General features: G+C 47.4%; 21 protein-coding genes. 14 read left to right on the top strand and 7 right to left on the bottom strand.

Annotated features, from left to right (window positions below; genetic code table 11):
* Positions 1-309: 309 nt before the first annotated feature.
* The gene (locus AADH33_RS02955; protein ID WP_348549515.1) at positions 310-1,059 is read right to left on the bottom strand and encodes a UTRA domain-containing protein; all 750 of its coding nucleotides are present in this window, start codon (positions 1,057-1,059) and stop codon (positions 310-312) included.
* Between the two features lie 317 nt (positions 1,060-1,376).
* Here AADH33_RS02955 and hutU point away from each other — a divergent pair, with 317 nt between their 5' ends.
* From hutU to AADH33_RS02925, 6 genes are all read left to right on the top strand, one after another.
* A complete protein-coding gene (hutU, locus tag AADH33_RS02950; protein ID WP_348549514.1) occupies positions 1,377-3,110 on the top strand; it encodes a urocanate hydratase in 1,734 nt (577 codons plus the stop codon).
* Between the two features lie 32 nt (positions 3,111-3,142).
* Entirely contained in the window at positions 3,143-4,513 is a 1,371-nt protein-coding gene (locus AADH33_RS02945; RefSeq protein ID WP_348549513.1) for a YjiH family protein, read from the top strand.
* A gap of 100 nt (positions 4,514-4,613) precedes the next feature.
* A complete protein-coding gene (hutH, locus tag AADH33_RS02940) occupies positions 4,614-6,176 on the top strand; it encodes a histidine ammonia-lyase (RefSeq protein WP_348549512.1) in 1,563 nt (520 codons plus the stop codon).
* Positions 6,177-6,370: 194 nt separating this feature from the next.
* A complete protein-coding gene (hutG, locus tag AADH33_RS02935) occupies positions 6,371-7,438 on the top strand; it encodes a formimidoylglutamase (RefSeq protein WP_348549940.1) in 1,068 nt (355 codons plus the stop codon).
* Between the two features lie 290 nt (positions 7,439-7,728).
* Entirely contained in the window at positions 7,729-9,069 is a 1,341-nt protein-coding gene (gene hutI / locus AADH33_RS02930; protein WP_348549511.1) for an imidazolonepropionase, read from the top strand.
* A 172-nt stretch (positions 9,070-9,241) separates the two neighbouring features.
* Positions 9,242-10,018 (top strand): hypothetical protein, encoded by a 777-nt coding sequence (locus AADH33_RS02925; protein ID WP_348549510.1) that lies wholly within the window; start codon positions 9,242-9,244, stop codon positions 10,016-10,018.
* Between the two features lie 66 nt (positions 10,019-10,084).
* Here the strand turns inward: AADH33_RS02925 and AADH33_RS02920 are convergent, their stop codons facing one another.
* From AADH33_RS02920 to gdhA, 5 genes are all read right to left on the bottom strand, one after another.
* A complete protein-coding gene (locus AADH33_RS02920) occupies positions 10,085-11,059 on the bottom strand; it encodes a glycosyltransferase family 2 protein (protein WP_348549509.1) in 975 nt (324 codons plus the stop codon).
* Positions 11,060-11,101: 42 nt separating this feature from the next.
* Complete coding sequence (locus AADH33_RS02915; protein WP_348549508.1) at positions 11,102-12,307, bottom strand: hypothetical protein; 1,206 nt, start codon at positions 12,305-12,307, stop codon at positions 11,102-11,104.
* 68 nt (positions 12,308-12,375) lie between these two features.
* Positions 12,376-13,572 carry a glycosyltransferase gene (locus AADH33_RS02910; RefSeq protein WP_348549507.1) on the bottom strand — a complete coding sequence of 399 codons (1,197 nt, stop codon included), beginning with the start codon at positions 13,570-13,572 and terminating at the stop codon, positions 12,376-12,378.
* Positions 13,573-13,672: 100 nt separating this feature from the next.
* On the bottom strand, positions 13,673-15,658 hold the full coding sequence (locus tag AADH33_RS02905) for a glycosyltransferase family 2 protein (protein WP_348549506.1): 1,986 nt from the start codon (positions 15,656-15,658) through the stop codon (positions 13,673-13,675).
* 353 nt (positions 15,659-16,011) lie between these two features.
* Positions 16,012-17,358, bottom strand: coding sequence for an NADP-specific glutamate dehydrogenase (gene gdhA, locus AADH33_RS02900; protein ID WP_075100536.1), 1,347 nt, complete (start codon positions 17,356-17,358; stop codon positions 16,012-16,014).
* Between the two features lie 648 nt (positions 17,359-18,006).
* Here gdhA and AADH33_RS02895 point away from each other — a divergent pair.
* From AADH33_RS02895 to AADH33_RS02860, 8 genes are all read left to right on the top strand, one after another.
* Complete coding sequence (locus AADH33_RS02895; RefSeq protein WP_105243989.1) at positions 18,007-18,369, top strand: roadblock/LC7 domain-containing protein; 363 nt, start codon at positions 18,007-18,009, stop codon at positions 18,367-18,369.
* A gap of 74 nt (positions 18,370-18,443) precedes the next feature.
* Positions 18,444-18,938, top strand: coding sequence for a PAS domain-containing protein (locus AADH33_RS02890; protein ID WP_105243990.1), 495 nt, complete (start codon positions 18,444-18,446; stop codon positions 18,936-18,938).
* 3 nt (positions 18,939-18,941) lie between these two features.
* Complete coding sequence (locus AADH33_RS02885; RefSeq protein WP_348549505.1) at positions 18,942-19,691, top strand: PhnD/SsuA/transferrin family substrate-binding protein; 750 nt, start codon at positions 18,942-18,944, stop codon at positions 19,689-19,691.
* A 163-nt stretch (positions 19,692-19,854) separates the two neighbouring features.
* Positions 19,855-20,478, top strand: coding sequence for a hypothetical protein (locus AADH33_RS02880; RefSeq protein WP_075100532.1), 624 nt, complete (start codon positions 19,855-19,857; stop codon positions 20,476-20,478).
* Positions 20,479-20,519: 41 nt separating this feature from the next.
* On the top strand, positions 20,520-21,134 hold the full coding sequence (locus AADH33_RS02875; protein WP_105243993.1) for a hypothetical protein: 615 nt from the start codon (positions 20,520-20,522) through the stop codon (positions 21,132-21,134).
* A 531-nt stretch (positions 21,135-21,665) separates the two neighbouring features.
* Positions 21,666-22,337, top strand: a complete 672-nt coding sequence (locus AADH33_RS02870; RefSeq protein WP_075100530.1) for a class I SAM-dependent methyltransferase — start codon at positions 21,666-21,668, stop codon at positions 22,335-22,337.
* Between the two features lie 345 nt (positions 22,338-22,682).
* The gene (locus AADH33_RS02865) at positions 22,683-23,336 is read left to right on the top strand and encodes a DsbA family oxidoreductase (protein ID WP_348549504.1); all 654 of its coding nucleotides are present in this window, start codon (positions 22,683-22,685) and stop codon (positions 23,334-23,336) included.
* Positions 23,337-23,367: 31 nt separating this feature from the next.
* On the top strand, positions 23,368-24,063 hold the full coding sequence (locus tag AADH33_RS02860; RefSeq protein WP_348549503.1) for a haloacid dehalogenase type II: 696 nt from the start codon (positions 23,368-23,370) through the stop codon (positions 24,061-24,063).
* Positions 24,064-24,149: 86 nt separating this feature from the next.
* On the opposite strand, the gene AADH33_RS02855 is transcribed toward AADH33_RS02860, so the two are convergent.
* On the bottom strand, positions 24,150-25,280 hold the full coding sequence (locus AADH33_RS02855) for an S-(hydroxymethyl)glutathione dehydrogenase/class III alcohol dehydrogenase (RefSeq protein ID WP_348549502.1): 1,131 nt from the start codon (positions 25,278-25,280) through the stop codon (positions 24,150-24,152).
* Positions 25,281-25,420 lie beyond the last annotated feature (140 nt).

Here is a 25,420-nt window from a genome sequence, read left to right as displayed (position 1 = left end):
AGCTGTATAAGAAAACAGTATGATAAAACCATGCAGGCAAACACCTTTACAAACAAATCGTACTTGGACAGTGTCCGCACAGCGCGCATCGGCTTTAGCTGCCCGATTTGAGGACTGCAGATAATTTTTTCAATACTGTGTTGGCTACTTTCTGCATTTTCTTATCACAGCCTGTCCCTATCTTTCAAACAAAGGGTTTAAAACAAAAGGTTTTCAAACAAAAAAACTCAATTGTTTCTATACTAACGCACTTAGGTAAGAATAAACGTACAAAAACAGTGAGCAACAGCCAATTTTGCTCGTTTGTGGTTACAGCTCGCCTGAGAACTGATAGCGCTCCCCTGCGTGCCACATTTTGACAAAGGTCAACACCTTCCCTGCTGAATAGGTCTGACGGCGCAGCACTAATGTGGGAGACTGCGGGGCAATCTGTAGCAGCGCGGCAATCTCATCTGGTGCTGCTAGCGCCCGAATGGTATAGCTACCGCGCTCCAGTGGACTTTTGGCAATCAAGTACTCACTGGTGTTGATAATACTAAAATCTTGCTCGATAAACTCAGGTAGCTTTTGTGCATCGACCCAGCGCTCTTCAAACTGTATGGGCTGAGCATCCGCAAAATGAATAATTTTCACTTCGTATAAGACCGCCGCACTACTATCCGCCGCGCTCCTCGCGCCTGAGATTGCCGCACTGTCGATAGCAAACTTACGGCGCAGCTCATCATCTAGCATACTTGCGGTGATCACACGTTTGCTCACCACCTGCGCTTGATAATCGCGGTTGGCCGAGCGCAAGTCCTGCGCGATATTGCGCACCTCTACAAAGGTATGATTAAACTGCTGCTGGGCGACAAAGGTCCCTGAGCCTTGCCGGCGCTCTAATACTCGCTCCTCGCTCAGCTCTTTTAGCGCACGGTTGACCGTCATGCGCGATACGCCAAACTCCTCAGCCAGCGCCATCTCTGTAGAGATGGCCTCACCTGCTTGCCACTTCCCTGAGTGAATATTGTCCAAGATTGCGTTTTTGATCCGCTGATAAGCGGGAACTTGTTTTGTCATGTCCGTGTTTTACCATCAGTTTTAGCAAAATAATAGCCTCATAATACCATGACCATCCGTCGCCGCGGCAGCCCTCATCCATTCATCACTACCTGCGTTGGCTCACCGACCACAGAAGACAAAGAAAAGCCGGCACTAAGACAGACTTACGTCAAAGATCTTACCCCATACAAAAAATGCTTGCATGAAAAATAAATCTTTGATAATTTGTATATACAACTTATTAAGCAATTCCAATATTATCGCTAAATGCCTCGCAAATAGACCACGTAAACACGCGGCGTAAATAAGCGACGCACACTCAAAAGGATCTGTTCATGACTACTGCCAAGGAAACCACCACAGACAACACCCTTAAGGCAAACACCTTTACCCGCCGTGATGACAGCCGTGAAATCGCTGCGCCTACTGGTAGCGAGCTACATTGTAAAAGCTGGCTGACCGAAGCGCCCTATCGCATGATTCAAAATAATCTACATCCTGATGTGGCCGAAAACCCAAAAAGCCTAGTCGTCTATGGCGGGATTGGCCGCGCTGCCCGTAATTGGGAAAGCTATGATCAACTCCTCGCCTCTCTTAAAGAGCTAGAAGACGATGAGACCTTACTCGTGCAATCAGGCAAACCAGTGGGCGTGTTTCAAACCCATGAAGATGCGCCGCGCGTACTCATTGCCAACTCGAACTTAGTGCCGCGCTGGGCAACGTGGGAGCATTTTAACGAGCTCGATCGTAAAGACTTATTTATGTATGGGCAGATGACTGCCGGTAGCTGGATATACATTGGGACTCAAGGCATCGTGCAGGGCACTTATGAGACTTTTGTGGAAGCAGGTCGTCAGCATTATGATGGCGACTGGAGCGGACGCTGGATATTGACTGCCGGACTTGGCGGCATGGGCGGCGCGCAACCACTAGCGGCGACTTTTGCTGGCGCATGCTCACTAAACATCGAGTGCCAACAGTCAAGCATTGATTTTCGTTTGCGTACCGGTTACGTCGACAAGCAAGCTGACGATCTCGACCATGCCTATGAGCTGATTAAAGAGCATACCGCCGCTGGTGAAGCCGTCTCTATCGCCCTACTTGGTAACGCCGCCGATATCCTGCCTGAAATGGTCAAGCGTGCGAACGCAGGCGAAATCAAACCTGACTTAGTCACTGACCAAACCTCCGCTCATGATTTAATCAATGGCTACTTGCCAAGTGGCTGGAGCGTTGATGAGTGGAGGGCGGCGCAAGAAAACCCAGAGCAACACGCCGCACTGAGCAAAGCTGCCGCCGCCTCTTGTGCCGTACACGTACAAGCCATGCTGGATCTACAAGACATGGGTATCCCTGCCACAGATTATGGCAATAACATCCGCCAAGTGGCCTTTGATGAAGGGGTAACAGACGCCTTTAATTTCCCAGGTTTTGTCCCCGCTTATGTGCGTCCGCTGTTTTGCCAAGGTAAAGGGCCGTTTCGCTGGGTGGCGCTATCAGGCGATCCAGAAGATATCTACAAAACTGATCAAAAAATCAAAGAGCTGTTCCCTGAAAACACCCATGTGCATCGCTGGCTGGATATGGCAAAAGAGCGTATTCAATTTCAAGGCCTGCCAGCCCGCATTTGCTGGTTAGGTCTGGGCGAACGTGATAAAGCAGGACTTGCCTTTAACGAGATGGTCAAAAACGGTGAGCTCAAAGGCCCCATCGTCATCGGCCGTGACCATTTGGACACCGGCTCTGTTGCCAGCCCAAACAGGGAGACCGAAAGCATGAAAGATGGTTCGGACGCTGTATCTGACTGGGCATTATTAAATGGCATGCTTAATGTCGCAGGCGGCGCCACTTGGGTGTCACTGCATCATGGCGGCGGCGTGGGCATGGGCTACTCGCAGCACTCAGGTATGGTGATTGTCGCTGATGGTACAGGCGCTGCTGCCAAGCGCTTATCAAGAGTACTTGTCAATGATTGCGGCTCAGGGGTGATGCGTCATGCCGATGCCGGCTACGAGCTGGCGATCAAAACCGCCAAGGACTATGGCTTACATCTGCCGATGATTAAATAGCTTACCCAATACATTTTATCAAGGAGGATAATATGATTGAGCAAAACACCATAAATCACGCCGATACTGATGCTATGACGACGCCGCCATCGTCTAACAAACTGCTGTCGAAACCCATCGCACTATTACAACTTATCGTCTTTAGTGCTATTGGCTTAGTGATGTTTTTTGTGCCCTTTACCATCGGTGACAAAAGCACGATTTTGTTTGATCATGGGGCCACTTATCTGGTCACTCAGCAACACACCTTGTCTGTGACCTTGTTATTTTTGCTGATGATATTTGGTGTTAGCAAGCCATTCATAGACGGTTCATGGCGCAAAAACCTCACCCACAAAATCCTGACCGTGTTTAAGATAATCGGTTTGGTTTTGGCGGTAATGTATATGACTGGCACCGCCCCTGCCTATATGATGGAAGCTGACATGCTGCCATTTTTGTTTGAAAAGCTGGCATTACCTGTGGGTATGATTGTCCCTATTGGGGCATTAATCTTGGCATTTTTGGTGGGTTTTGGTTTGCTTGAGATGGTCGGCGTGCTAATGCAGCCGATTATGAAACCTATTTGGAAAACGCCTGGCTCATCGGCAATTGATGCCGTTGCGTCTTTTGTGGGTAGTTACTCTATTGGTTTATTGATTACCAATCGTGTGTACCTACAAAAACAATACTCAGCGCGTGAAGCCGTCATTATTGCTACTGGGTTTTCTACGGTATCGGCAGCGTTTATGGTGATTGTTGCCAAGACCTTAAACCTAATGGAGTTTTGGAACGTATTTTTTTGGTCAACACTGGTGATTACCTTTATCGTCACCGCTATTACCGCTCGTATTCCGCCCATCAGCCTTTTTGACAATGACGTTGAACGCCCGCCACTCGATCATACCCGTGGCAAACGGCTGGCCGCCGCGTTTGATTTAGGCTTAGCGACGTCGCGTCAGGCAACTGATCTAAAACAGATTTTATGGTCCAATTTTCGCGATGGTCTAATGATGGCGGCTGCCATTGTGCCCTCTATTATTGCTGTCGGGCTGACCGGTCTTTTGTTAGCCAAATACACCCCAGTGTTTGATGTATTGGGTCTGCTCTTGTATCCATTTACATGGCTCGGCGGCTTGCCAGAGCCTTTAGTGGCTGCTAAAGGGATGTCTGCTGGGCTCGCTGAAATGTTTTTACCAGCACTACTACTCAGTGAGGCAGATATCCTAACACGCTACGTCGCTGGAGTGATATCGATTAGCAGCGTGCTGTTTTTTTCTGCCATGATTCCGTGTGTACTCGCAACAGAAATTCCAGTATCGGTTGGCAAAATGATCGTCATATGGTTTGAGCGTGTGGCCCTTAGCGTCCTACTCGCAGCCGCGTTCGGACATTTTGCTATGTATGTAGGCTGGATGGCTTAAATCGCGTCATCTGCCAGCACCAGCGCCGAGCCGATACCATTAAGTAAATCAGAACACTAAAGCATATTATTCATATTGTTTTTAACCTTGGGACTCTCCTATGACCGCTATCAAAACCCTGACTCTTCACCCTCGCCAGCTAAGCTTTGAGATGCTACGTGATATCTATAATCACCCTGTCCACCTCACCTTACCCGCCAGCGCTTATCAGGCAATCGATGCCTCACACGACGATGTATGTACCATCATCGCTCGTGATAAGAGCGCTTATGGTATCAATACTGGTTTTGGCCTATTAGCCAAGACTCGTATCAGCGATGACCAGCTCGAATTGCTTCAACGCAACCTGATCATCTCGCACTCAGTCGGTACGGGCGAGGCACTGCCAGACAACGTAGTCAGGCTGATTATGGTGATGAAAGTTGCCAGCCTCGCTCAAGGCGTCTCTGGCGTCCGCCGCGAGGTAGTCGATAGTTTACTTGGCTTAATTAATAATCAAATTACGCCAAACATTCCGGCCAAAGGCTCCGTTGGTGCTTCTGGCGACCTTGCGCCTTTATCGCATATGACGCTGGCGATGATGGGCGAAGGCGACGTTTATGTCGCTGGCAAGAAAGTCCCTGCCGCTGAGGCATTAGCGCAGCATGGTCTTGAGCCTATCACCCTAGCAGCCAAGGAAGGCCTTGCCCTTATCAATGGTACACAGGTCTCAACGGCACTGGCATTACGCGGTTATTTCTTAGCAAGAGATTTATTAGAGACCGCCACCATCGTCGGCTCCATGTCTATTGATGCCGCCAAAGGCTCGGATGCGCCATTTGATGCCCGTATTCATGAAGTACGTGGTCATCACGGTCAGATACAAATTGCACAAGCCCATCGTCAGCTGATTAAAGGCAGTGCTATTCGTGCTTCGCACAATGATGAGCAAGATGATCGAGTGCAGGATCCGTATTGCTTACGCTGCCAGCCGCAAGTCATGGGCGCTTGCCTTGATATCATCAACCAAGCAGGCAAAACGTTATTAATTGAATCTAACGCGGTGACGGATAATCCGCTTATTTTTAATAATGAAGATGGCCCAGTTGCTATCTCGGGTGGTAACTTCCATGCCGAGCCAGTGGCCTTTGCCGCAGATATGCTCGCCTTAGCAATCGCTGAGATTGGCTCTATGTCTGAGCGACGTGTGGCACTATTGATTGATGCAACCTTGTCAGGTGGCCTACCGCCATTTTTGGTAGAAAATGCAGGGGTAAACTCAGGCTTTATGATCGCTCACGTGACGGCCGCAGCGCTGGCTTCAGAAAACAAGTCTATGGCTCACCCAGGCAGTGTCGATAGCATCCCAACCTCTGCCAACCAAGAAGACCATGTGTCGATGGCCACCTATAGCGCCCGCCGCCTATATGAGATGGCGCAAAATACCGCTACCATCGTTGGCATTGAGCTATTGGCTGCTGGTCAAGGGATTGATTTTCATCGTAACCTTGCTACTTCCGAAGCATTACAGGCCGCCCATCAAAAGTTGCGTGAGCAAGTGACTTTTTATGACAAAGATCGCTACCTAGCCCCTGATATCGAAGCGGCAAAACAGCTGGTATTAGATGGCGCACTGACAAACCATTGGCAGGCACTGCGTAGTGACTGGTACGAGTCTAAATAAATAGCATCCTTCTATAGTAAGTGCTAAATAAAAAGAGTACAGCTTTTATGGCGTGCTACTGGGATGAATTTTGCGCAGCCTCTATGATAACAGCACGCAAGTAAAACTTATACCAGTCGCACTGTACTTATTTTATAGCGGATCAAATATACACAAGCCATACGGATTAAAGGAGATCGGCGATGAGCCTATCAATGTCTGACACAGCCGTGAGCCACAGCGCCGCTGATATGAGCCGCTGGACTGGACGTGCCGAGCCGTTTGAGTCTGCACGCGCCCGCTATTGGTATCAAATAGCGCAGCCTTATGCCTTTGATAGCAGCAGTCAACAAAAAAGCCAGCAAAATGGCCAGCGCATTGGGCTAGTCGGCTTCGCTTGTGACCAAGGCGTCAGACGCAATCAAGGACGCGTGGGAGCCAGAGCGGCGCCGCCTTTGATTCGTCAAGTATTTTCGGCGCTGCCCGTCATCGCTGAGCTACAACAACGCTTTGATGGGCAACTATCAACGCTACTGGGTGATGCTGGTGACATACATTGTCATGATAATGATGACTTTGCCGAACGCACCCTTGAGCAAGCTCAATTAACCTACGCTGATAAAGTCAGTCACATTATCCAGCAAGGCGGTTTGCCTGTCGGACTTGGTGGTGGTCATGCGATTGCTTATGGTAGCTTTTTGGGATTGTGGCAAGCGCTACAGCAGACAGATGCTACCAGTAACAACGATGCGCCGCTGCGTATTGGCATTATTAACTTTGATGCGCATCTGGACATTCGTCAGTCTGATGTCGCCACCTCTGGTACGCCCTTTCGCCAAATAGCCGAGCACCTTGAGGCGCAAGGCCAGCCATTTCACTATTGCTGTATCGGCGTCAGTCGGTTTTCCAACACTGCTGCACTCTTTGACCGTGCTGAGCAGTTAGGTGTGCATATTATCAGTGATGAAGATTGCACCAATAAAAAATGGAAAAAACTTGCGGCGCAAATAGAGACCTTTATCAATGACGTTGATGTCATCTATTTAACCATTGACATGGATTGCTTGCCAGCAAGCGTGGTACCCGGCGTTAGTGCGCCCGCCGCTTATGGTATTAACTTGGCTTTCGTTGAGCGCGCGGTCAAACTGATTATGGCATCAGGCAAAGTAAAAATGTCTGATATCGCCGAGATTAATCCGACCTTTGATATTGATGCACGCAGCTGTAAAGTCGCCGCTCGCCTCTTAGCGACTATTATCGAGCAGCATTTACTTTTAGTATAAATAAATCGATATAGAATCAAAATGTGGTTGCTATTGATATAAGTGACTGGGATAAATTTTGCGAAGCCTTTGTCTCGCTTGCGCACAACAAGCGAGTAAAATTTGTACCAGTCACGCTATAACATTTTTAAAATAAACCAACCATACAAGGTTACTGAAGTAAATTTTGCACACCCTCTGTCCGCAGCACCACAGCAAGAAGCGTTTTTACCAACGACACACTGTCTATTTTAAAATAAACGGACTATGGATGGCTGCACTAAATCTATACTAATAAGCAGGAGCACACCATGACTTATACAATAAATCCTACAGATCAAATGCATATAAACGATTCCATCCTGACTTCATTTGATCACGTTATTATCAATGCCAATCTTGCCACCTTTTCAGCGCAATACGGCTTTGATATTTATCGCAACAATCAAAGCGCTAATCAAAGCAATGATCAAAATAAAAGCACCCCTTATGGTCAATTAGAAAACGCTGCTATCGGTATCAAAGACGGCAAAATCGCATGGGTTGGTACGCATGAGCAAATCAAACCGCATCTAACTCATTATAAAAGCGATCAAATCAAAGACGTACATGGCAACTGGATCACGCCCGGACTTATCGATTGTCATACCCATATCGTGTATGGCGGCAACCGCAGCAACGAGTTTGAAGCACGCTTGCAAGGTGCCAGTTATCAAGATATCGCGGCACAAGGTGGCGGCATCGTCTCGACAGTGAGCGCCACTCGTGCAGCGAATGAGGAAGAATTGTTTGCGCAAAGCGAAAAACGTCTGCTCGCGCTCATGCGCGAGGGCGTGACCAGTATCGAGATTAAATCTGGCTATGGGCTAGACTTAGACACTGAACGCAAAATGCTAAAAGTCGCCCGCGCACTTGGTGACAAACACCACATTCATGTCAGTACCACGTATTTGGCCGCCCATGCGCTACCGCCTGAGTATAAAGACCGTGCCGATGCGTATATCGAGCAAGTTTGCCAGTGGTTGCCCATTTTACATAGCGAGGGCTTGGTCGATGCGGTCGATGGCTTCTGCGAAAACATCGCCTTTAGTAGTGAGCAAATTAAGCGGGTCTTTGACGCTGCCCGTTCATTAGACTTGCCAGTGAAGCTGCACTCTGAGCAGCTCTCAAACATAGGTGCGAGTGCTTTGGTAGCAGAATACCAAGGGCTATCAAGCGACCATCTTGAGCACTTGGCAGAAGTCGATATTAAAAAAATGGCCGCAAGCAACACAGTAGCCGTGTTATTGCCGGGTGCTTTTTATACGCTGCGTGATACCAAGTTGCCACCGATTGAAGCGTTGCGTAAGCATCAAGTTCCGATGGCTATCTCGACCGATTGCAACCCCGGTACCTCGCCGCTCACCTCGCTGTTATTAGCGATGAATATGGGCTGTACACTATTTTATTTAACGCCCGAAGAAGTGCTCGCAGGAGCAACCGTTCAAGCGGCACAAGCGTTAGGTCTAGCCAAAAAAGGCAAAATAGAAGTCGGCTGTGATGCTGACTTGGTATTATGGGACATCGCCCGCCCCGCTGACCTTGCTTATCAAATGGGGCTAAATCCTATCACAGGTATCATGGTACAAGGCAGATGGCGTGAGACGGTATAACAAACTCCTATAAAAACCTATTCATAACAAAAAATCTGGCAATACCTTATTGCCAGATTTTTTCTATTTTCAAAACTCAAACAAGCCTAGGCACCTTCTTCTTTATACTATAATGAGCACATGAGAAAAATCTCACTCACCGTCTATACCTTAATACATTGATATGCCAGATATGCTTGATCAATCACTACCAAATATCAGTAGTAGCCATCTTGCTGCAGAAGCATTTGCTGCGCTACCGCCTATCATGCAGGCGCGGCTAATACAAAGCCAGCGTGTGATATTGATCGCCAACAACCCGTCGATAGATACAGCAAGCCTAAAGACGCTATTGCAGCCTACTGATATGTTGGTGTTATTTAATGATTTTATTCATGCAGACTTCTTTGCCTATCATCCGCTCGCCAAAGATTTGCCAAAGCTACTGTTTTTTAGACAAATCGGTGACAGTAAACTGCATTTTGGCCTACCACCACGCAGCAATAATGTGACAGCGATGCTCGATATGACCAAGCAAGCACCGCTTGGCATCTTGTTTGGGAATGCTGCCTATCAGTTTCCCATGCCATGCGACGACCCAAATCCCACTGACGACCCTATAACGGCTAACCGAGTGCTAGAGATTCCAGAACCGCTTGAGAAACTATTACGTAGCGATGAGTATTGCGCTGTGCTATCAGAACAGCACAGTGTGGTAGCAGACTATCCTATCTTTACTGATATCCATTCCTCTGCGCCGACATCAGGGTTTTTATTATACCGGTTACTCTTATCTGCACGCCTGTATATTCAGCAAAAACAGAAAGCTGTGACGCCGCTATCGATCATCATGTTAGGTTTTAATAATGATGATAAGACCGCGCATTTTTGGGAAGGTCATAATTGGGCGTTTGAACGGCAAGCGCTTGCAACGCCGCCTACAGGTGTGGAGATTATCCGTCAGTATTAGTTGTTCATCAAAACTAACTACTCATTGCTACTAGTGATGTATCGGTATTAAAGTGCTAAGAGCCGTCTACACATACGGTGCATCTGAACAATGTGCGCCGTCAATCTCAGCGCTACTTGGCTGCCGAAGAATCTCAATGGGTATTGTCTGCGTCTCTTGCCAATCAATCAAACCTAGCTGCGTAAACGCTACCAGCCAGCCTGCCATCGGCCAATGCTGCCATTTGTCATAAAAGCGATTGGCATTAATCACTATGCTATCGAGATGATTGAGCGGCGGCCGGTAGACGCTATGCTGCTGATGGTAAACCACGTCGTTGGTCAAATAAAAATCAATGTCTAAAGCACGTGCCATAAAAGCAAAGTCGGTGTCTTCAGCGCCGTAGCCGACATAATCGGTATCAAAGCCGCCGATCCGCTCAAACTGATGACGCATTATCGCAAAGCATAGACTCCAAAATGCGCCATAGTCTTGCGTTTTTTTAATATTAGCATCGACATTGTCACTACGATGTTGGGTAAAGTTAACACGATAAGGGTTAAATACCGACAGCTTGTCTAAGGCATCGGCGGCCATTTGACCTTGCTGTAGCTGACTACCCTCATCATCCGTCAAAGGCCGTGTTAAATAACGTGGCTGTCCCATCAGTAGCGCATCAGGATGCGTTTGCAATTTATCATATAGCCCGTCGATAAATCTATGGCCGACGATGCAATCCACATCCAGAAAAATCATGGCATCATAGCTAGCACGTGCAGCGCCAAAATTACGGTTACGACCGATATCAAACGAGGCGCTACTCGTCAATCCATGCTCAGTCGCTGTAGTCGTTGCTATCTTAATAATATTTAAATCGTAGTCTGCCAGACGTTCAGCTTCGGCGTCATCATTAACGATAACCACCTCGCTCGGCCTGACGCTACCTTGCGCCAGACTAGCAAGTAGATTGTAAAGATGACGATTGCGCCCGTAGCAAGTCGTTATTACACTCACGGGAATGGTGTTATATGCGGCGTCTTGAGCTCTGGTTGTCGCTGTCATGGAAATATTTGCTCTTATTATTATAAGTTTCTTTGTTATTTCTTATTTTTTAGGTTTTAAGTCCAACTGCGGCAATAGCCATTCCGCAAACCAAGCTTTTACAGAAATATAGTCAGCAATGCTACTCATAAAGCGTTGCGCCGCCAGATTGGCTTGCTTACTCATCAAAGCAGTCTGCTCATGGTCAATCGACTTATTATTCGTGGAGAGAGAAGACAATAGGTTCTGAGTGTCCAGACTAGAGGCTTTAGCGATAAACTGTGGCCAACTAAGCGCACGGCCTTGCTCAATAAGCGCCTCTGCCATCACTTCTTGCTCACGGTGCGGGCGCACATCAGGCAATACAATAAGCGGCGTAGCATAATCATAGGCCTGCGCAATTCCATTCAAGCCACACGCCATCAATAGCAGATGACTATAGGCGATAAATGGCGTCACATCATCGACATGGGCGGCAATATCGACACAATGCCGTACTTCATCGTTGATAGGACCAAGAGAGACAATTATAGCGTCTGGTAGCATTTGGCGTAGCTTCGGCAACTTGGCATCAATCGCTTCGTGCCCGCCATAGCCTTTAATCACAGTAACGATAGAAGACTTATCGACACTGGCGACCAGTTGTTTATGAATAGCATCATCATGGGTCAATGTCATAAGCTCGTCCATAAACTCACAAAAGCTAGGCAAACCTTGGGCTCTGCTTGGTAAAAAATCCAAATATAACGTTTTTTGTCGTACCCAGTCTGGCGTTGCTGCCGCCTCCAATGCTTTAGGATAAGGAGCTAACAATCCAAGCGCGCCTGCAAAGGCGTTTAAGTGCGGCGCATCATCACGCTCGCCTGCCAGCCGTACATAGAGATAAGGCACACTAGCGGTACGGCATAGCATAGCCACTTCGGCGCTCACATCGACAATCATCAGGTCAATCTGGCGCTGATAAATGGTATCAAGCAGCTGCCAACTGCGTCTCTGGATGTCTTTGTTACCTACTGGCGAATAGTGCAAACAGCTTGGCTGCCAATACTCACCTGCTCGCCCCGCTAGCACATCATCTGGTCGCTCATCCTCAGCGTCTAAACGTACGATGTGCTCATTATTTATACTGCTAAAGCGATAACCATCAGCAGGTAAGCTGGTAAACACCGTCATTTGCGAACGCAGCTCTGGTGGTAGTAAGGCGGCCAGTTTGTCTGCTTGGCGGCAGTGCCCCGAGCCGTGGTGATGAGCATAGTAGCCGATACGCATGGTAAATAGTTCCTAACAAGTTAAGCCAGTCATTGATATTCACTACATAAAGAAAAAAGGAAAGAACGCTAGACAAACGCCTCTTGGATGCTATCGCTGTCATCAACCGCTACTGCCTGCTCATATAAACGCAGATAACCATCGACCATCGTAGCGACTGAACAAAACTGCTCAGCGCGAGCACGACAGGCTGCTCGTGAAATATGCTGAATGTCAGCAAACGCTTGTATAAATGCTTTTTTATCCTTTTTGGGTACGATAATACCCGTCTGATGCGTGATAATCTCAGCACTAGCACCGGCATCGAAGCCAATCACGGGCGTACCACAAGCGAGGCTCTCAGCGAGCGTCAAGCCATAAGGCTCCTCCCAAGTACTGGTAAATAGCATGGCGGTGACTTGGCTTAACTGCTTGTTGATTTCATCCTTACTTAAATGTCCAACATAATCAAATAACGGCATATCGCTATTCCTATCTGCCTCTAACAGCGGTGCCACATAGTCATCGAAGTATTCCTCATTACTTTTGGGTCCTGCAATAATCAGGCGCTTGCCTGCCGCTTTGCAGTAGTCCATCGCCAAATGCGTGCCCTTTTCAGGACAAATGCGCCCGTACCAAAAATACACTTCATCAGCAATTGGGTTTGTATTGGCAGTAAATGAGTGAACATCGATGCCGTTATAGACCACATGCGAGGGCACAAACTCAGCAAACAACTGCTGCTGATGACCACTGATTGCCGTAAACTGAGTCTGCGTCCCCAGACGTAGTGTCAGTAGTGCCAGACGCAGCTGCGGAAAAATCGGCGTATGAAACGTGGTAAAAAACCGCGCGCCAAACGCCTGCCCCATCATCATCGGCACATGGTGCAAGCTATGATTGTGTACCACATCAATCATTCCCATCTCATCACGGCTAATGATATCGCGCAGCGCCTGCTGGTAGACCAAATACTGATACAGCTCCTCACGGCTCATCTCTACTGACTCATGCTCATTGGGATAAACTGTCTTTTCAAATTCATCACGGGTCATAAAGGGCACTAGTGTGGCATGGGTTTGACTATCCGCATGAGCGTAGAGCAACACCTGATGGCCTTGAGCCACCAGCTCATCACAAATCAGCTGAGTGATCATCTCAAGACCGCCTGCATAAGGCTGGGCAATGGGATATAACGAGTGAGCGATGATGGCAATACGTAGTGGTCTTCTTACTTGAATGTTTGCCCCATCGGTTGTCTCACACGCCGCTGATGATTCAGACAAGTCATATGCTTTATGCATAATGATGTTAGGAGTTTTAGCTTTTATATGACTATTTGAATTGGTTTTGATAGAAGTCAGCATACGTCATCCATTTATTATTTTATTCAGCCATATATTTTTTTATTGGGTCGGTGTTATTTGGGTGCTTATTTTTAGTAATATTATCTCTAGCCGTCTTTTTATTTTTAGCGACATTATTTTTAATCACACAGCTTTGGTTTACAGTGTTATTGATCTCGTCATACGTGTCATGCTCATCAGCATAGCGCTCATCCACCTCAGGATGATACCCATAGTTATCAAAAGCTATTTTTGCAGACCATAGCTTGAGGACGGTGACTACAAGCGCACTGACAAATAACAAAGGCGAATACAGCGCTGATAGCGGTGAGGTCACAGCCAAAGTGATGATGTTAAGTATGAGTAGCAGTTTTGGTAAGGCACAAATATTGGCCTGCCATACGCTGCGGCGGCTACTGATCACCGCCTGTTTGGGCGTACACACAAATGGCTTGTCGCGGCCCCACAGCACAGGCCACCATGACAACGCGCCGATTTCCCAAAAGTTCAGATGCAGTGCCCACGCTCGTAGCTTATTGGTAAAGGTTGGCGTAACGTGCTGAGCTACCTGCTGATTAAGCGGTGAGCGGTCTTGTGCATAGGCCCACAGCCGTCGCAACAAAAACACGCCATAAGCCGCATAAACCACATATAAGGGCGTAAGCAACATCGCCATATCCACCTGTGCGCCCATTATCAGAGCCGCCAGCATGATAAGCAGCGTACAGATCTGCAGCACGATAAAAATCCCCGTGAAATTAATCCAGGCACTCAGCTGCGAAAAATGCGCACGCATATACTGCAAACGCTCGCCCATCGTCTGGCTTACATTTGTATTTGCGCTGCTATCGGCGGTCAAAGACGCCGGCCTAACAAAGTAACTATTGAGCACTTGTGCATTGCCATATACCCAGCGCTGCCGCTGAGCGATCAAATCACACAGCGTGGTGGGCAATATACCGGTAGCAATCACCTTTGGTATAAAACGACTGTGCAGACCCATACGATGGAGCAGCACCCCCATCTGCGCATCTTCAGTAATGGACGCTCCTGACCAGCCGCCTAAACCCACCAAAGCATCTCGGCGTATCACCGCATAAGTACCTGTAGATAACGCCCGCTGACGGTTAAAAAAGCGATATAGATGATAGTTAAAATAATGGTTTAATTCGCTGTGGACATCTGCTTTATCTGCATCACGATAAAACTGCGGAAATTGCAATAAAGCATGCTTAGGATACTCGTGGATCGCGCTGATAATAGCCTCACGAGCATGTGGCAACGCTTGATAATCACTATCGACCACCACCACATGACTGGCGCTAGGGTCCATCAGCCCCAGCGCCAAATTGAGCGCACCAGACTTAAACCCTGACACCGCATCGATATGATAAAAATGCACATTGAGATGCGGATCCAAGCCATGACAAAAATCTGCCAAAGGCTCATAAAGCTCACGCTTAGTATGGTTGTTATCTATGATTAAAATTTCATCATCGGCCGCTTTAATGGCTAATAGCGATTGTATGGTCGCAATTACCATTGTGGCAGGCTCAGCACGGGTCATCAACTGAAAGCTCAAGCGTATCGGCTGCGCGACCTGATCGATAGTACTGACTGCATCATCTGCTAGACGCTCCATCCGCTCAAATTTACCGACAGGTTGCATGCCATTGTTTGTGTCATTTTTTATACCCCTTTGGGTGTTTTGGTGGTAGGGCTTTAGGTAATCATCGCTACGTAGATGGTTGGTTACTTGCTCGTTTATATGCTCATTTATATGATTGTTTATATGGTTGTTTAATACAGGGTCTTTATACCAGCTGGTCTGCGCGCGTTTGGAAGCTGGTAGATAAGCGCCAAAGGCATGCGCCGCTCGATTGCTTATAGCTTCACTGCCATTATCGTTATGATTCTGACCAACGCTGCAAGCAAACCGCTCAGCATTTGGCGTATCCTGTATCATTGGATATAAGCCCGACATACCTGAGCGGCCATCAGAATAGACCTCCTTATTGACTGTCATGATTCATCCTTTGATAAATATATCGACATTGTCAGCGGCATCGTTTGCCCGCGACATGAATGATTGATGATATAAACCCGTGCGATAAACACTGAGATAATTGATGATAGTCAAAAAGATCGGTGATAATTATTTATAAACTGTCTAAAAAAATAGATTAATGTAACTTCAAGTAAAACATGTAAAAACTTTTATAAATTAACACTTTATAATCCAAAAAACTTTAACCGGCGTCTATTACCTCGAATTTGCAACCAGTCTTTGCGCTCATAAATATTTTATACAAACAAAAAAATACCGCACTTATATATGATAAGCGCGGTATTTGACAGTGTCTCAGCAGCCAGAAGGCGTTAGTTTAAGATACCATAAGCGCACAGTGCGTCCGCCACCCGTTTAAAGCCAACGATATTGGCCCCTGCCATATAGTCGATATAGCCGTTGTCCGTTTGACCATAGTTTGCTGACGCTTCAGCCGAGCAGTCATGGATGTTTTTCATGATGCACTTTAGGCGCTCATCGATTTGCTCAAAGGTTTTGTATTGACGTACCGAGTTTTGTGACATCTCAAGACCTGAGACCGCCACGCCACCTGCGTTTGCTGCCTTACCTGGCGCATAATGCACACGGTGCAAACGGATATGATCGACTGCCTCTGCCGTCAGTGGCATGTTCGCGCCTTCGACGATATATCTGATGCCGTTTTCGACCATATGTTTGGCATCGTCTTCGTTGACTTCGTTTTGTGTGGCTGATGGAATGGCGATATCACCTTTGATATGCCAAGGTTTTTGCTGCGCGAACCACTCACCACCATAGACCTCGACATAATCGCACAGTGGTTTGCTCTGGGCTTTTTGCGCTTTTAGCCAATCGATTTTTTCTTGATTTAGGCCATTTGCATCATAGAGCGTCCCTTGTGAGTCGGAGACCGTCAGAACTGTCGCGCCTAGCATGCAGGCTTTTTCGGCGGCATGGAGCGAGACGTTGCCTGCCCCTGACACCAGTACTTTTTTGCCTTCGATACTCTCGTTTTGAGCAGCAAGCATGTTTTCTAAGAAGTACACCGCACCGTAGCCTGTCGCTTCTGTACGCATCAAGCTACCACCGAATCCCACCCCCTTACCTGTCAACACGCCACCGTATTCACGCGTTAAGTTTTTGTACATGGCAAACATATAGCTGACCTCACGGCCGCCGACACCGATATCACCAGCTGGCACATCGATGTCTTTATTGACATAGTGGTGCAGCTCACGCATAAACGCATAGCAAAAGCGGCGAATTTCGCTGTCTGTTTTACCTTTAGGGTCAAAATCAGCGCCCCCTTTACCGCCGCCCATCGGCAGACCTGTCAAAGCGTTTTTGAAAATTTGCTCAAAGCCCAAAAACTTAAGCACTGACTGGTTGACGGTTGGATGAAACCGTACACCGCCTTTGTAAGGGCCAAGAGCGTTGCTGAACTGGACACGCCAGCCGCGGTTGACTTGTACTTCACCTTTATCATTTTCCCAGTTGACGCGAAAGCAAATAATACGATCCGGCTCAACCAAACGCTCGAATATCTTCATTTTTTGAAATTCAGGATGGGCATCGTATAAAGGCGCGATAGTCAGTGCCACTTCTTTTACGGCTTGGACAAATTCAGGTTGATGGGCGTAACGCGCTTCGACTTTTTCGATGGCCTGACTGATACTCATATAGGTTCCTTAGGGTAAAAATGGTGGACGTGTTTATTTACATCGATGTCGCGTCGTATGGCAACAAACGAAGGGGATTATGGACATTGATGTAAGACTACAATCGCCCCTATACACTGCGGTATATAGAGGCTCGTGGGAGTAGAAAAGCGGGATAATGTGACGCCTGAACAAGACGCTCAGTAGCAATGACCGTTTCTATCCTATAACTATATATCATTTTTTTGGGGTATAAGTCTAGTGAATATCACCATCATGAAAAGTTATGGTCAACGTTTTTTGTATAAATCATTCGTTTATCTGGCCGCTACATAGGCTGCTAGGCATTGCGAGCTTGAAGTAAAGCGCTGAGTAAATGAAACAAAAATTGCTACAGGCCTACTGTCTGATTGCAAGTGGCTGAGCCAAATGGAGAGAATAAAAACCCTATCACCAACTTTAGTTCGGCTTAAAATTAAAAACAACAGATAAAAGGTTGATAATGATAACTAGACGGTCAAAAAATAGCAGAACCCAGCCATTTGTTTGCTGTAACATATATCAATATAAGTAGTAAGGGTTTATAATGACCAGCGTTTGCTTCAGTCTTTTTTTGACATCACTGATAGTGGTGCCATTCATTCAATAACCTATCATAGAGAAAGTGATATGCGTACAGATTCGTTCCAGCAAATCTTGGAAGACCTAAACAGCTCATCTGCCGATGTCGAAGCATCTGCCCTAATTTCTAACGATGGTCTAATGATCGCGTCAGCCCTACCATCAGGCGTTGATGAAGACCGTGTTGGCGCTATGTCAGCCGCTTTATTGTCATTGGGTGACCGTGCAGGTCGCGAGCTGGCGCGTGGTAGTATCGATCGTATTATGATCCAAGGCGAAAAAGGCTATGTCATCATGACCTCATCAGGCGATGAAGCGGTATTGACCATCATGGCCAAGCCAAACGCCAAGCTCGGTTTGATCTTTTTGGACATCAAACGCGCCTCAGAAGCCCTAGCAAAACTTATTTAATCGATCACTGTTTGCCAGTCAATCATGACGAATACAACGATAGATAAATACAACGATAAATAAAGGAGATTACTATGGGTTCTCCAATCCCTGATGCACCAAAGCCGGATATGCCAGCTGAGCAGATGACGCTGACTTACTATGACGGCACCTCGCGCACCATTTATGATACGGGTGTTGAGCGCCCTTATCCTGATGGTAAGCTTATCGTCTCACGTACCGACTTAGACGGTATTCTAACTCACGTCAACGATGCTTTTGTCGAGATTAGTGGTTACACCAAAGACGAGCTGCTTGGTCAGCCGCAGTCTATCCTGCGCCATCCTGATATGCCAAAAGCGGCTTATCAAGACTTGTGGGACACAGCAAAAGCTGGAAAGAAGTGGCATGGCTATGTCAAAAACCTATGTAAAGACGGCAGTCACTACTGGGTCTATGCCACTGTGGTGCCAAACGTGCGCCGCGGTGAAACCGTGGGCTATACCTCAGTACGCCGCAAGCCATCACGTAGCAAAATCGAAGCCATGCAGGCGCAGTACGCTGATATGAAACAAAATGAGGAAGGGTAAATCATGACGACACACAATATGTTAATCGCCCCTGATTTTTCGCCTGAGCGTTTTGCAGGTTGGCATATGTTTAACACCTTGATTCAAAAGCGTGCCAACTTAAACATGCACCTAAATACGCCAGCCTCACACGCAGAGCAACAACAAATCATCACGGCTGGGGACATTCAGGTCATCTATGCCAACCCTTTTGATGCGGCAGCTTTGATCCGTGAACAAGGCTACAAAGCGGTCGCACGTCCTATCGGCAAATCTGACGAAATGGTCATCGCCGCTGGTGCCAACAGCGACATCAACGCCTTAGAAGATATCAAAGCTGGTGCCACCATCGCGATGGCAAACAACCGCGATGTCAAGCTGATCGGTTTGCGCCTGCTTGAAGCTGTCGATATAGCAGAGTCTGATCTGAGCTGGGATGTCACCGAAACATATCAAGCTGCCGCGCGTAAAGTCATCAAAGGCGATGTGCAGGCAGCGTTCTTTTTGGCAGAGGTATTTCACGGTTTTTCTCGTCTGACCAAAGCTCAGCTATCGGTACTGATCGAAAGTGATTTGGCTGATATCAGTCATGTGCTGCTGATCAAAGACGATTTTCCAGATACCGATATCTTTATGAACGCCATACTCAACCTGCACAACGACCCAGACGGTCAAGAAGCATTGGCCGAGCTCGGTATGCCGCAAGGATTTGAGGCCATGGATGAAGAAGACGCCGAGTTTATGATTGATTTGATGGAAACCTTGCTTGATTAGTCGTTACTTGCTATCTTGCTTTGGCTGATTTTATTTTTCATGGTCGATGACAATCGTCGTCGCCGTGATTATTGGGTCATGTCCATACAACGCAACACCATAGGCGCAGCCGCTATCAAGGCAAGAATAACCGCAACGAAGATGTGACCTAAAGGATCCTGTTATGTCTGATGTAGATCTGATCAAAGAAGCCGAGACCGAGGCGCGCCGTGCGTTTCGCTTTTACTCACGCAAAGTGTTTTTGGCACCTGCCAATCGTCACTTTCATGAGCAGCGTATCAACGCTGCCCTACTGCTGAGCGAAAAAGAGCCGCTACAGGGCGCAGTGGCAGATTTTTTTTATGGCTGCTGGTACGACATTCCTTACGATGTCAATAATCTATTTACCCGTATTAAAGACCGTCTGTACCCTCATGTTGCACAAGGCTTTCGCGACTGCATCGACAAAAAACGCTACATCCAGCGCAACAGTATGCTGGCGACGCGTTGGAGTGTATTGATATCGCCGTCGCTCAATGAGCAAAAACAGCGACTGCGCATCAGTAGCGACGATGCCAAAGAAATCTCCAAAGACATCACCGCCGAGCTGATGCAAGCACGTGCCGAGGAGGACTGGGGCACGATTGAACAAATCGAAAACGAGTTTTTTGCCCACTGCATCGCTCGCAATGACCGTCTGGCTTTTTCTTTGGTTTGGTTTCGTTTAGGCAAAAGCGACTGGCACTTTGATGAACGCTGGAACAACTGCCAACAACGCCTTGACCAAACCAAAACCATCAAAACTTAACTTATCGCCTGTTTTATAATTTCATCACAATGGTAGCCGCTATGTCCTCTTACTTAAATGCTGATAAAACCTATCTTACCCTAACCCCAGCCGGTATTTTTGAGGCATTTTCCCAAAGCGAACCTACAGAGGAGCAGCTATCGTTACAAGACCTACTCTCTTATGAGCAAACCCTACTCGCCGCTGATTGGCTAGAGCGCTACTCTGAGACGTGGTTACAGCGCTTTATAGAGGCCGGCTGGATCGAAAAGTTGTCTCTGTTTTTGCCCGCGCCCAACTTACCATTGGATCAGTTTTTGCCTTATGTCGTCGCTAGCCTATCTGGTAAGCGCCGTGCCGCCATCGGCTCTGATGAGGGCTTTTGTCTGGCACGTATCGGCTATAACCAAGAAGAAGCGGATATGCTGAGTGTGGCGGCGGCTGACTTTTCAGGCTTTATGCTGCGCCAAAAACAACGCGGCTGGGCAGTAGAAAGCCAAGCAATTTCGTTTTTTCAGCAGGTTGACTTGTTGATTCCTGAGACCAGTTTTGTGTTTTTGTGGATTGATGGCTCAGGATATGTGCTGATCATCGATGGCGAGCCGCTCACCAATAGCCGCGCTTTTGTAGAGCTGGTTTGGGCACTCAAAACCTCTGGACTCCGATTTTTAAATTAAGCGTCTATGGCGTACTTGCTCATAACTCGTGACGGTCATGACTTTTATAAACATAAAAATAGACATGACTGACATATCATATTCTCATTGAGAGGCACGTACCCCACTTCTATGTTTGGGTTTATAGCAGACAACTTGGTGCGGTGCGCGCTCTTTTTATCCACAACGCCCTCCTTTATCTTTATGCCATACCGCCATACTTCTATATACGCAACGAGATAGCTGACGGCGGCACACTTCGCAACGATACTACCCTCATACGTAACAGTAGCTGGCACCGTATTGCGTCATACTGACCTTTGACGTATGCCAACCTTTATTTGTCTGTTTTTATTGATTTTATTGAACTGATGTTTTATTGAACTGACATATAGGCCGTGTTGAATATTTACCAATAACCACTGCTGTGCATGACCCACCATTTATATCAACCAGCTCTCTACACATTACGTCATTGCACAAAAAACCCAGCCTTTGAACGTGGCACTCCTTGCCAAACCTTGCATTCTTGCTTATTTTTTAGGACAGTTTATGACTTCGCTGACGACTGTGCGTGTGCGTTATCAAACGATTGAAATCGGCAATACCGACATCCATATTTGTACGCTACGTGACAATCAACAATTTAGTGATCCCAATGATGAGGCATTAAACCTCGGTATTTGCTCGGCGTCTTGGCCGATGTTTGGGGTGATATGGCCATCGAGCTTGGTGCTGGCCAATCATATGCTTAACTACGATGTGGCTGGTAAGCGTATCTTAGAAGTCGGCTGCGGCATGGCGTTGTCTAGCCTGCTACTCAACCACAGGCGTGCTGATATTACTGCAACTGACTATCATCCGACGGTTGAGTATTTCCTTGATCGTAATACCACTTTAAACAACAACAAAGAGATACATTTTGAGCGCCTAGACTGGCATGATAACAACAGCCATCTGGGCACGTTTGATATGATTATCGGTAGCGACTTGCTCTATGAAGACCAGCATATCGATATCTTAGCTGACTTCATCGAGCGCCATGCGCGGCCAACTTGTGAGGTCATCATCGTCGACCCTGGGCGTGGTCGCAAAAATAAGCTGACCAATAAAATGTTGGAGTTTGGTTTTAGCAGTCAGCACGTAAGGCCAGAGGATACCTCTTATCTTGAGCTGCCTTTTAAGGGTCATATCTTGACCTTTGCACGCAAGGCTATGGCATAACCCCTCCTGTATGATGGATGCCTGACGTGATGGCCGCACCTTGCCACTGCTGGCGCGTGCTTGTAAATCTGCCCAGCGGGGCAGTGGCCACATTACAAAGCATTATGACCTATAAGATAGTGCTGACTGATTTATTATGACGTAACGATTGCATTGTCTTGTTTTTACTGTGTAGTCATTGCAGTGTAGGTATCAATCTAAAAAAAACAAACCAAAGTTTATTTAATAATATGATTGCAATCGCAATATCATTCTTCTAGCATGGATTGATAGATAGCAATTGAGCATAAACCTCAAATAATTTTAGATAATATCAATTATATTAATAATATCAGGCAGATAGATATGAAAAATACCAACCCTCCCCTACGTGTCGACATCGTCTCAGACGTGGTGTGCCCTTGGTGCGTCGTTGGCTACCGCCAATTGGCCGCAGCGCTTGAGCAAAGCAATACAGACCATGAGATACATTGGCATCCTTTTGAATTAAACCCAAAAATGCCAAAAGAAGGACAAAATATGCGTGAGCACATCATGGAAAAGTATGGCTCAAGTAAGGCAGAATCGGATGCCAGCCGCGCCAGAATAACAGAGGCGGGAAATGAGGTCGGCTTTCAGTTTCACTTCAACGACGACACACGGATGCACAATACCTTTAATGCGCACCAGCTCTTGCACTGGGCCGAAAAACAAGGCCACAGACATGAGTTAAAGCAAGCGCTTTTTGCAGCGCACTTCACGGACAATCGCGATATATCGGATAACGCGGTACTGGCCGATATCGCAGCAGATGTCGGCTTAGATCGAAGCGAGGCACTGGCGGTCTTAGCAGACCAGCGTTTTGCTCGAGAGATACGCGCAGAAGAGCAGCACTGGCAGCAGCAAGGCATTCAAAGTGTGCCAGCGATGATTTTTAATGAGCGTCATTTGGTAAGCGGCGCGCAAGGGGTAGACAATTACCTCAATATCTTAGAACAATTGGCCCATATGCCCGACTAAACCCTAAGCGTTGTCGATGAAAGGATATCTTATGCACGCTCACCCAACACCCGCGGTTATCGTCTTTGATGTCAACGAGACACTACTCGACATAACCACTTTAGCGCCGTTATTTGCACGCCTATTCGGTGACGAAAACATGCTAAGAGAGTGGTTTGCCCAGCTGGTGCTATATTCGCAAACCATGACGTTATCAAGGCTTTACACGCCTTTTGGTGAGCTGGGCGTCGGCGCATTACAGATGAGCGCTGATATCCACCAAATCACGCTGACAGAGGACGATATCGATGAGTTTAAAGCGCGTATGAGTAACATGCCTGCGCATTCTGACACTGTCCCAGCATTGACCAAACTACGTGAGGCAGGGTTTCGTCTGGTGACGCTGACCAATTCAGCACCCAGCGCCGCCCCTACGCCACTAGACAAGGCAGGATTGAGCATATTTTTTGAGCAGTCTTTTAGTGTTGAGCAGGCCGCAAAGTTCAAGCCGGCGCCTGAAACCTATGAGCTGGTCGCTAATGAACTGGCCGTCCAGACGTCAGATTTATGCCTAGTCGCCTGTCATCTTTGGGATACCATCGGCGCGCAAGCTGCTGGCTGCCAAGGAGCGTTTCTCAAACGTCCTTATAATGCCTTGTTATCCGCCCCCAATGTGCCAACACCGGACTTTGTGGCCACAGACTTGACTACGCTTGCAGAGCAAATCATTCATCGCGCGCAAGGCTAATCGCTATGGTTTGTCTTGAGCATAAAAAAATACCGCCCCATAATAGGCGCGGTATTTTCAGCTTATCGTTTGCTGCTTATTAATGTTTACTCAAAAAAGTGCACCACCGAACGAATGCTCTCACCTTTATGCATCAAATCAAAGGCATCGTTGATGTCTTCTAACGGCATGGTGTGAGTGATGAAGTCTTGTAGCGGAATCTCACCTGCTAGGTAGCGCTCGACGTAGCCTGGCAACTCGCTGCGACCTTTGACACCGCCAAATGCTGAACCTTTCCAAACACGGCCTGTCACCAGCTGGAATGGACGGGTTGAGATTTCTTGGCCTGCGCCTGCGACCCCGATGATGACCGACTCGCCCCAGCCTTTGTGGCAGCACTCTAGTGCTGAGCGCATCACATCGACATTACCGATACATTCAAATGAATAGTCGACGCCGCCATCGGTTAATTCAACGATAACCTCTTGAATGGGTTTGTCATAATCTTTTGGGTTAATACAGTCGGTTGCGCCCAGTTTTTTGGCCAACTCAAACTTGCTCTCGTTGATATCGATAGCGATGATACGGCTGGCGTTGGCCATTTGTGCGCCGATGATAGCGGACAGTCCGATGCCGCCCAGCCCAAAGATAGCGACCGTTGCGCCCTCTTCGACTTTGGCTGTATTCATCACTGCGCCCATACCCGTGGTCACGCCGCAGCCCAGCAAGCACACTTCTTCTAATGGTGCCTCGGCGTTGACTTTGGCCAATGAAATCTCTGGCAACACCGTGTATTCAGAAAAAGTCGAGCAGCCCATATAATGATAAATCGGCTCACCATCTTTGTAAAAACGCGTGGTACCATCTGGCATCAGGCCTTTACCTTGGGTCTCGCGTACGGCCGAGCATAGATTGGTCTTACCTGAAGTACAGAACTTACACACCCCGCACTCTGCGGTGTATAACGGAATGACATGATCGCCAACTTGCACACTGGTCACGCCTTCACCGACTTGCTCGACGATACCGCCACCTTCGTGACCCAAAATCGCAGGAAACACGCCTTCTGGGTCTTCACCAGATAAGGTGAACGCATCGGTATGGCAAACGCCGCTGGCGACGATCTTTACCAGCACTTCGCCTTTTTTGGGCAGCATCACATCGACTTCTTCGATAGATAGCGGCTCATTTGGCCCCCACGCGATGGCGGCTTTGGACTTAATAAAATTATCTGACATAGTATTCTCTCTTGTAATCATAAATAAGTGATGGCGTTAATCACGCTCAGACCAATTTAGCTTATAGCGCTTACACCGTAGAGGCAAGCGCTAGTTTGAGTCGTCTATAGGCGTTGATTTTATACTGTCCATTATAGTTG

The organism is Psychrobacter sp. KFRI-CH2-11 (assembly GCF_038239325.1).
Classification (GTDB): domain Bacteria; phylum Pseudomonadota; class Gammaproteobacteria; order Pseudomonadales; family Moraxellaceae; genus Psychrobacter; species Psychrobacter celer.
This window is presented reverse-complemented; position numbering and strand designations above follow the sequence as displayed.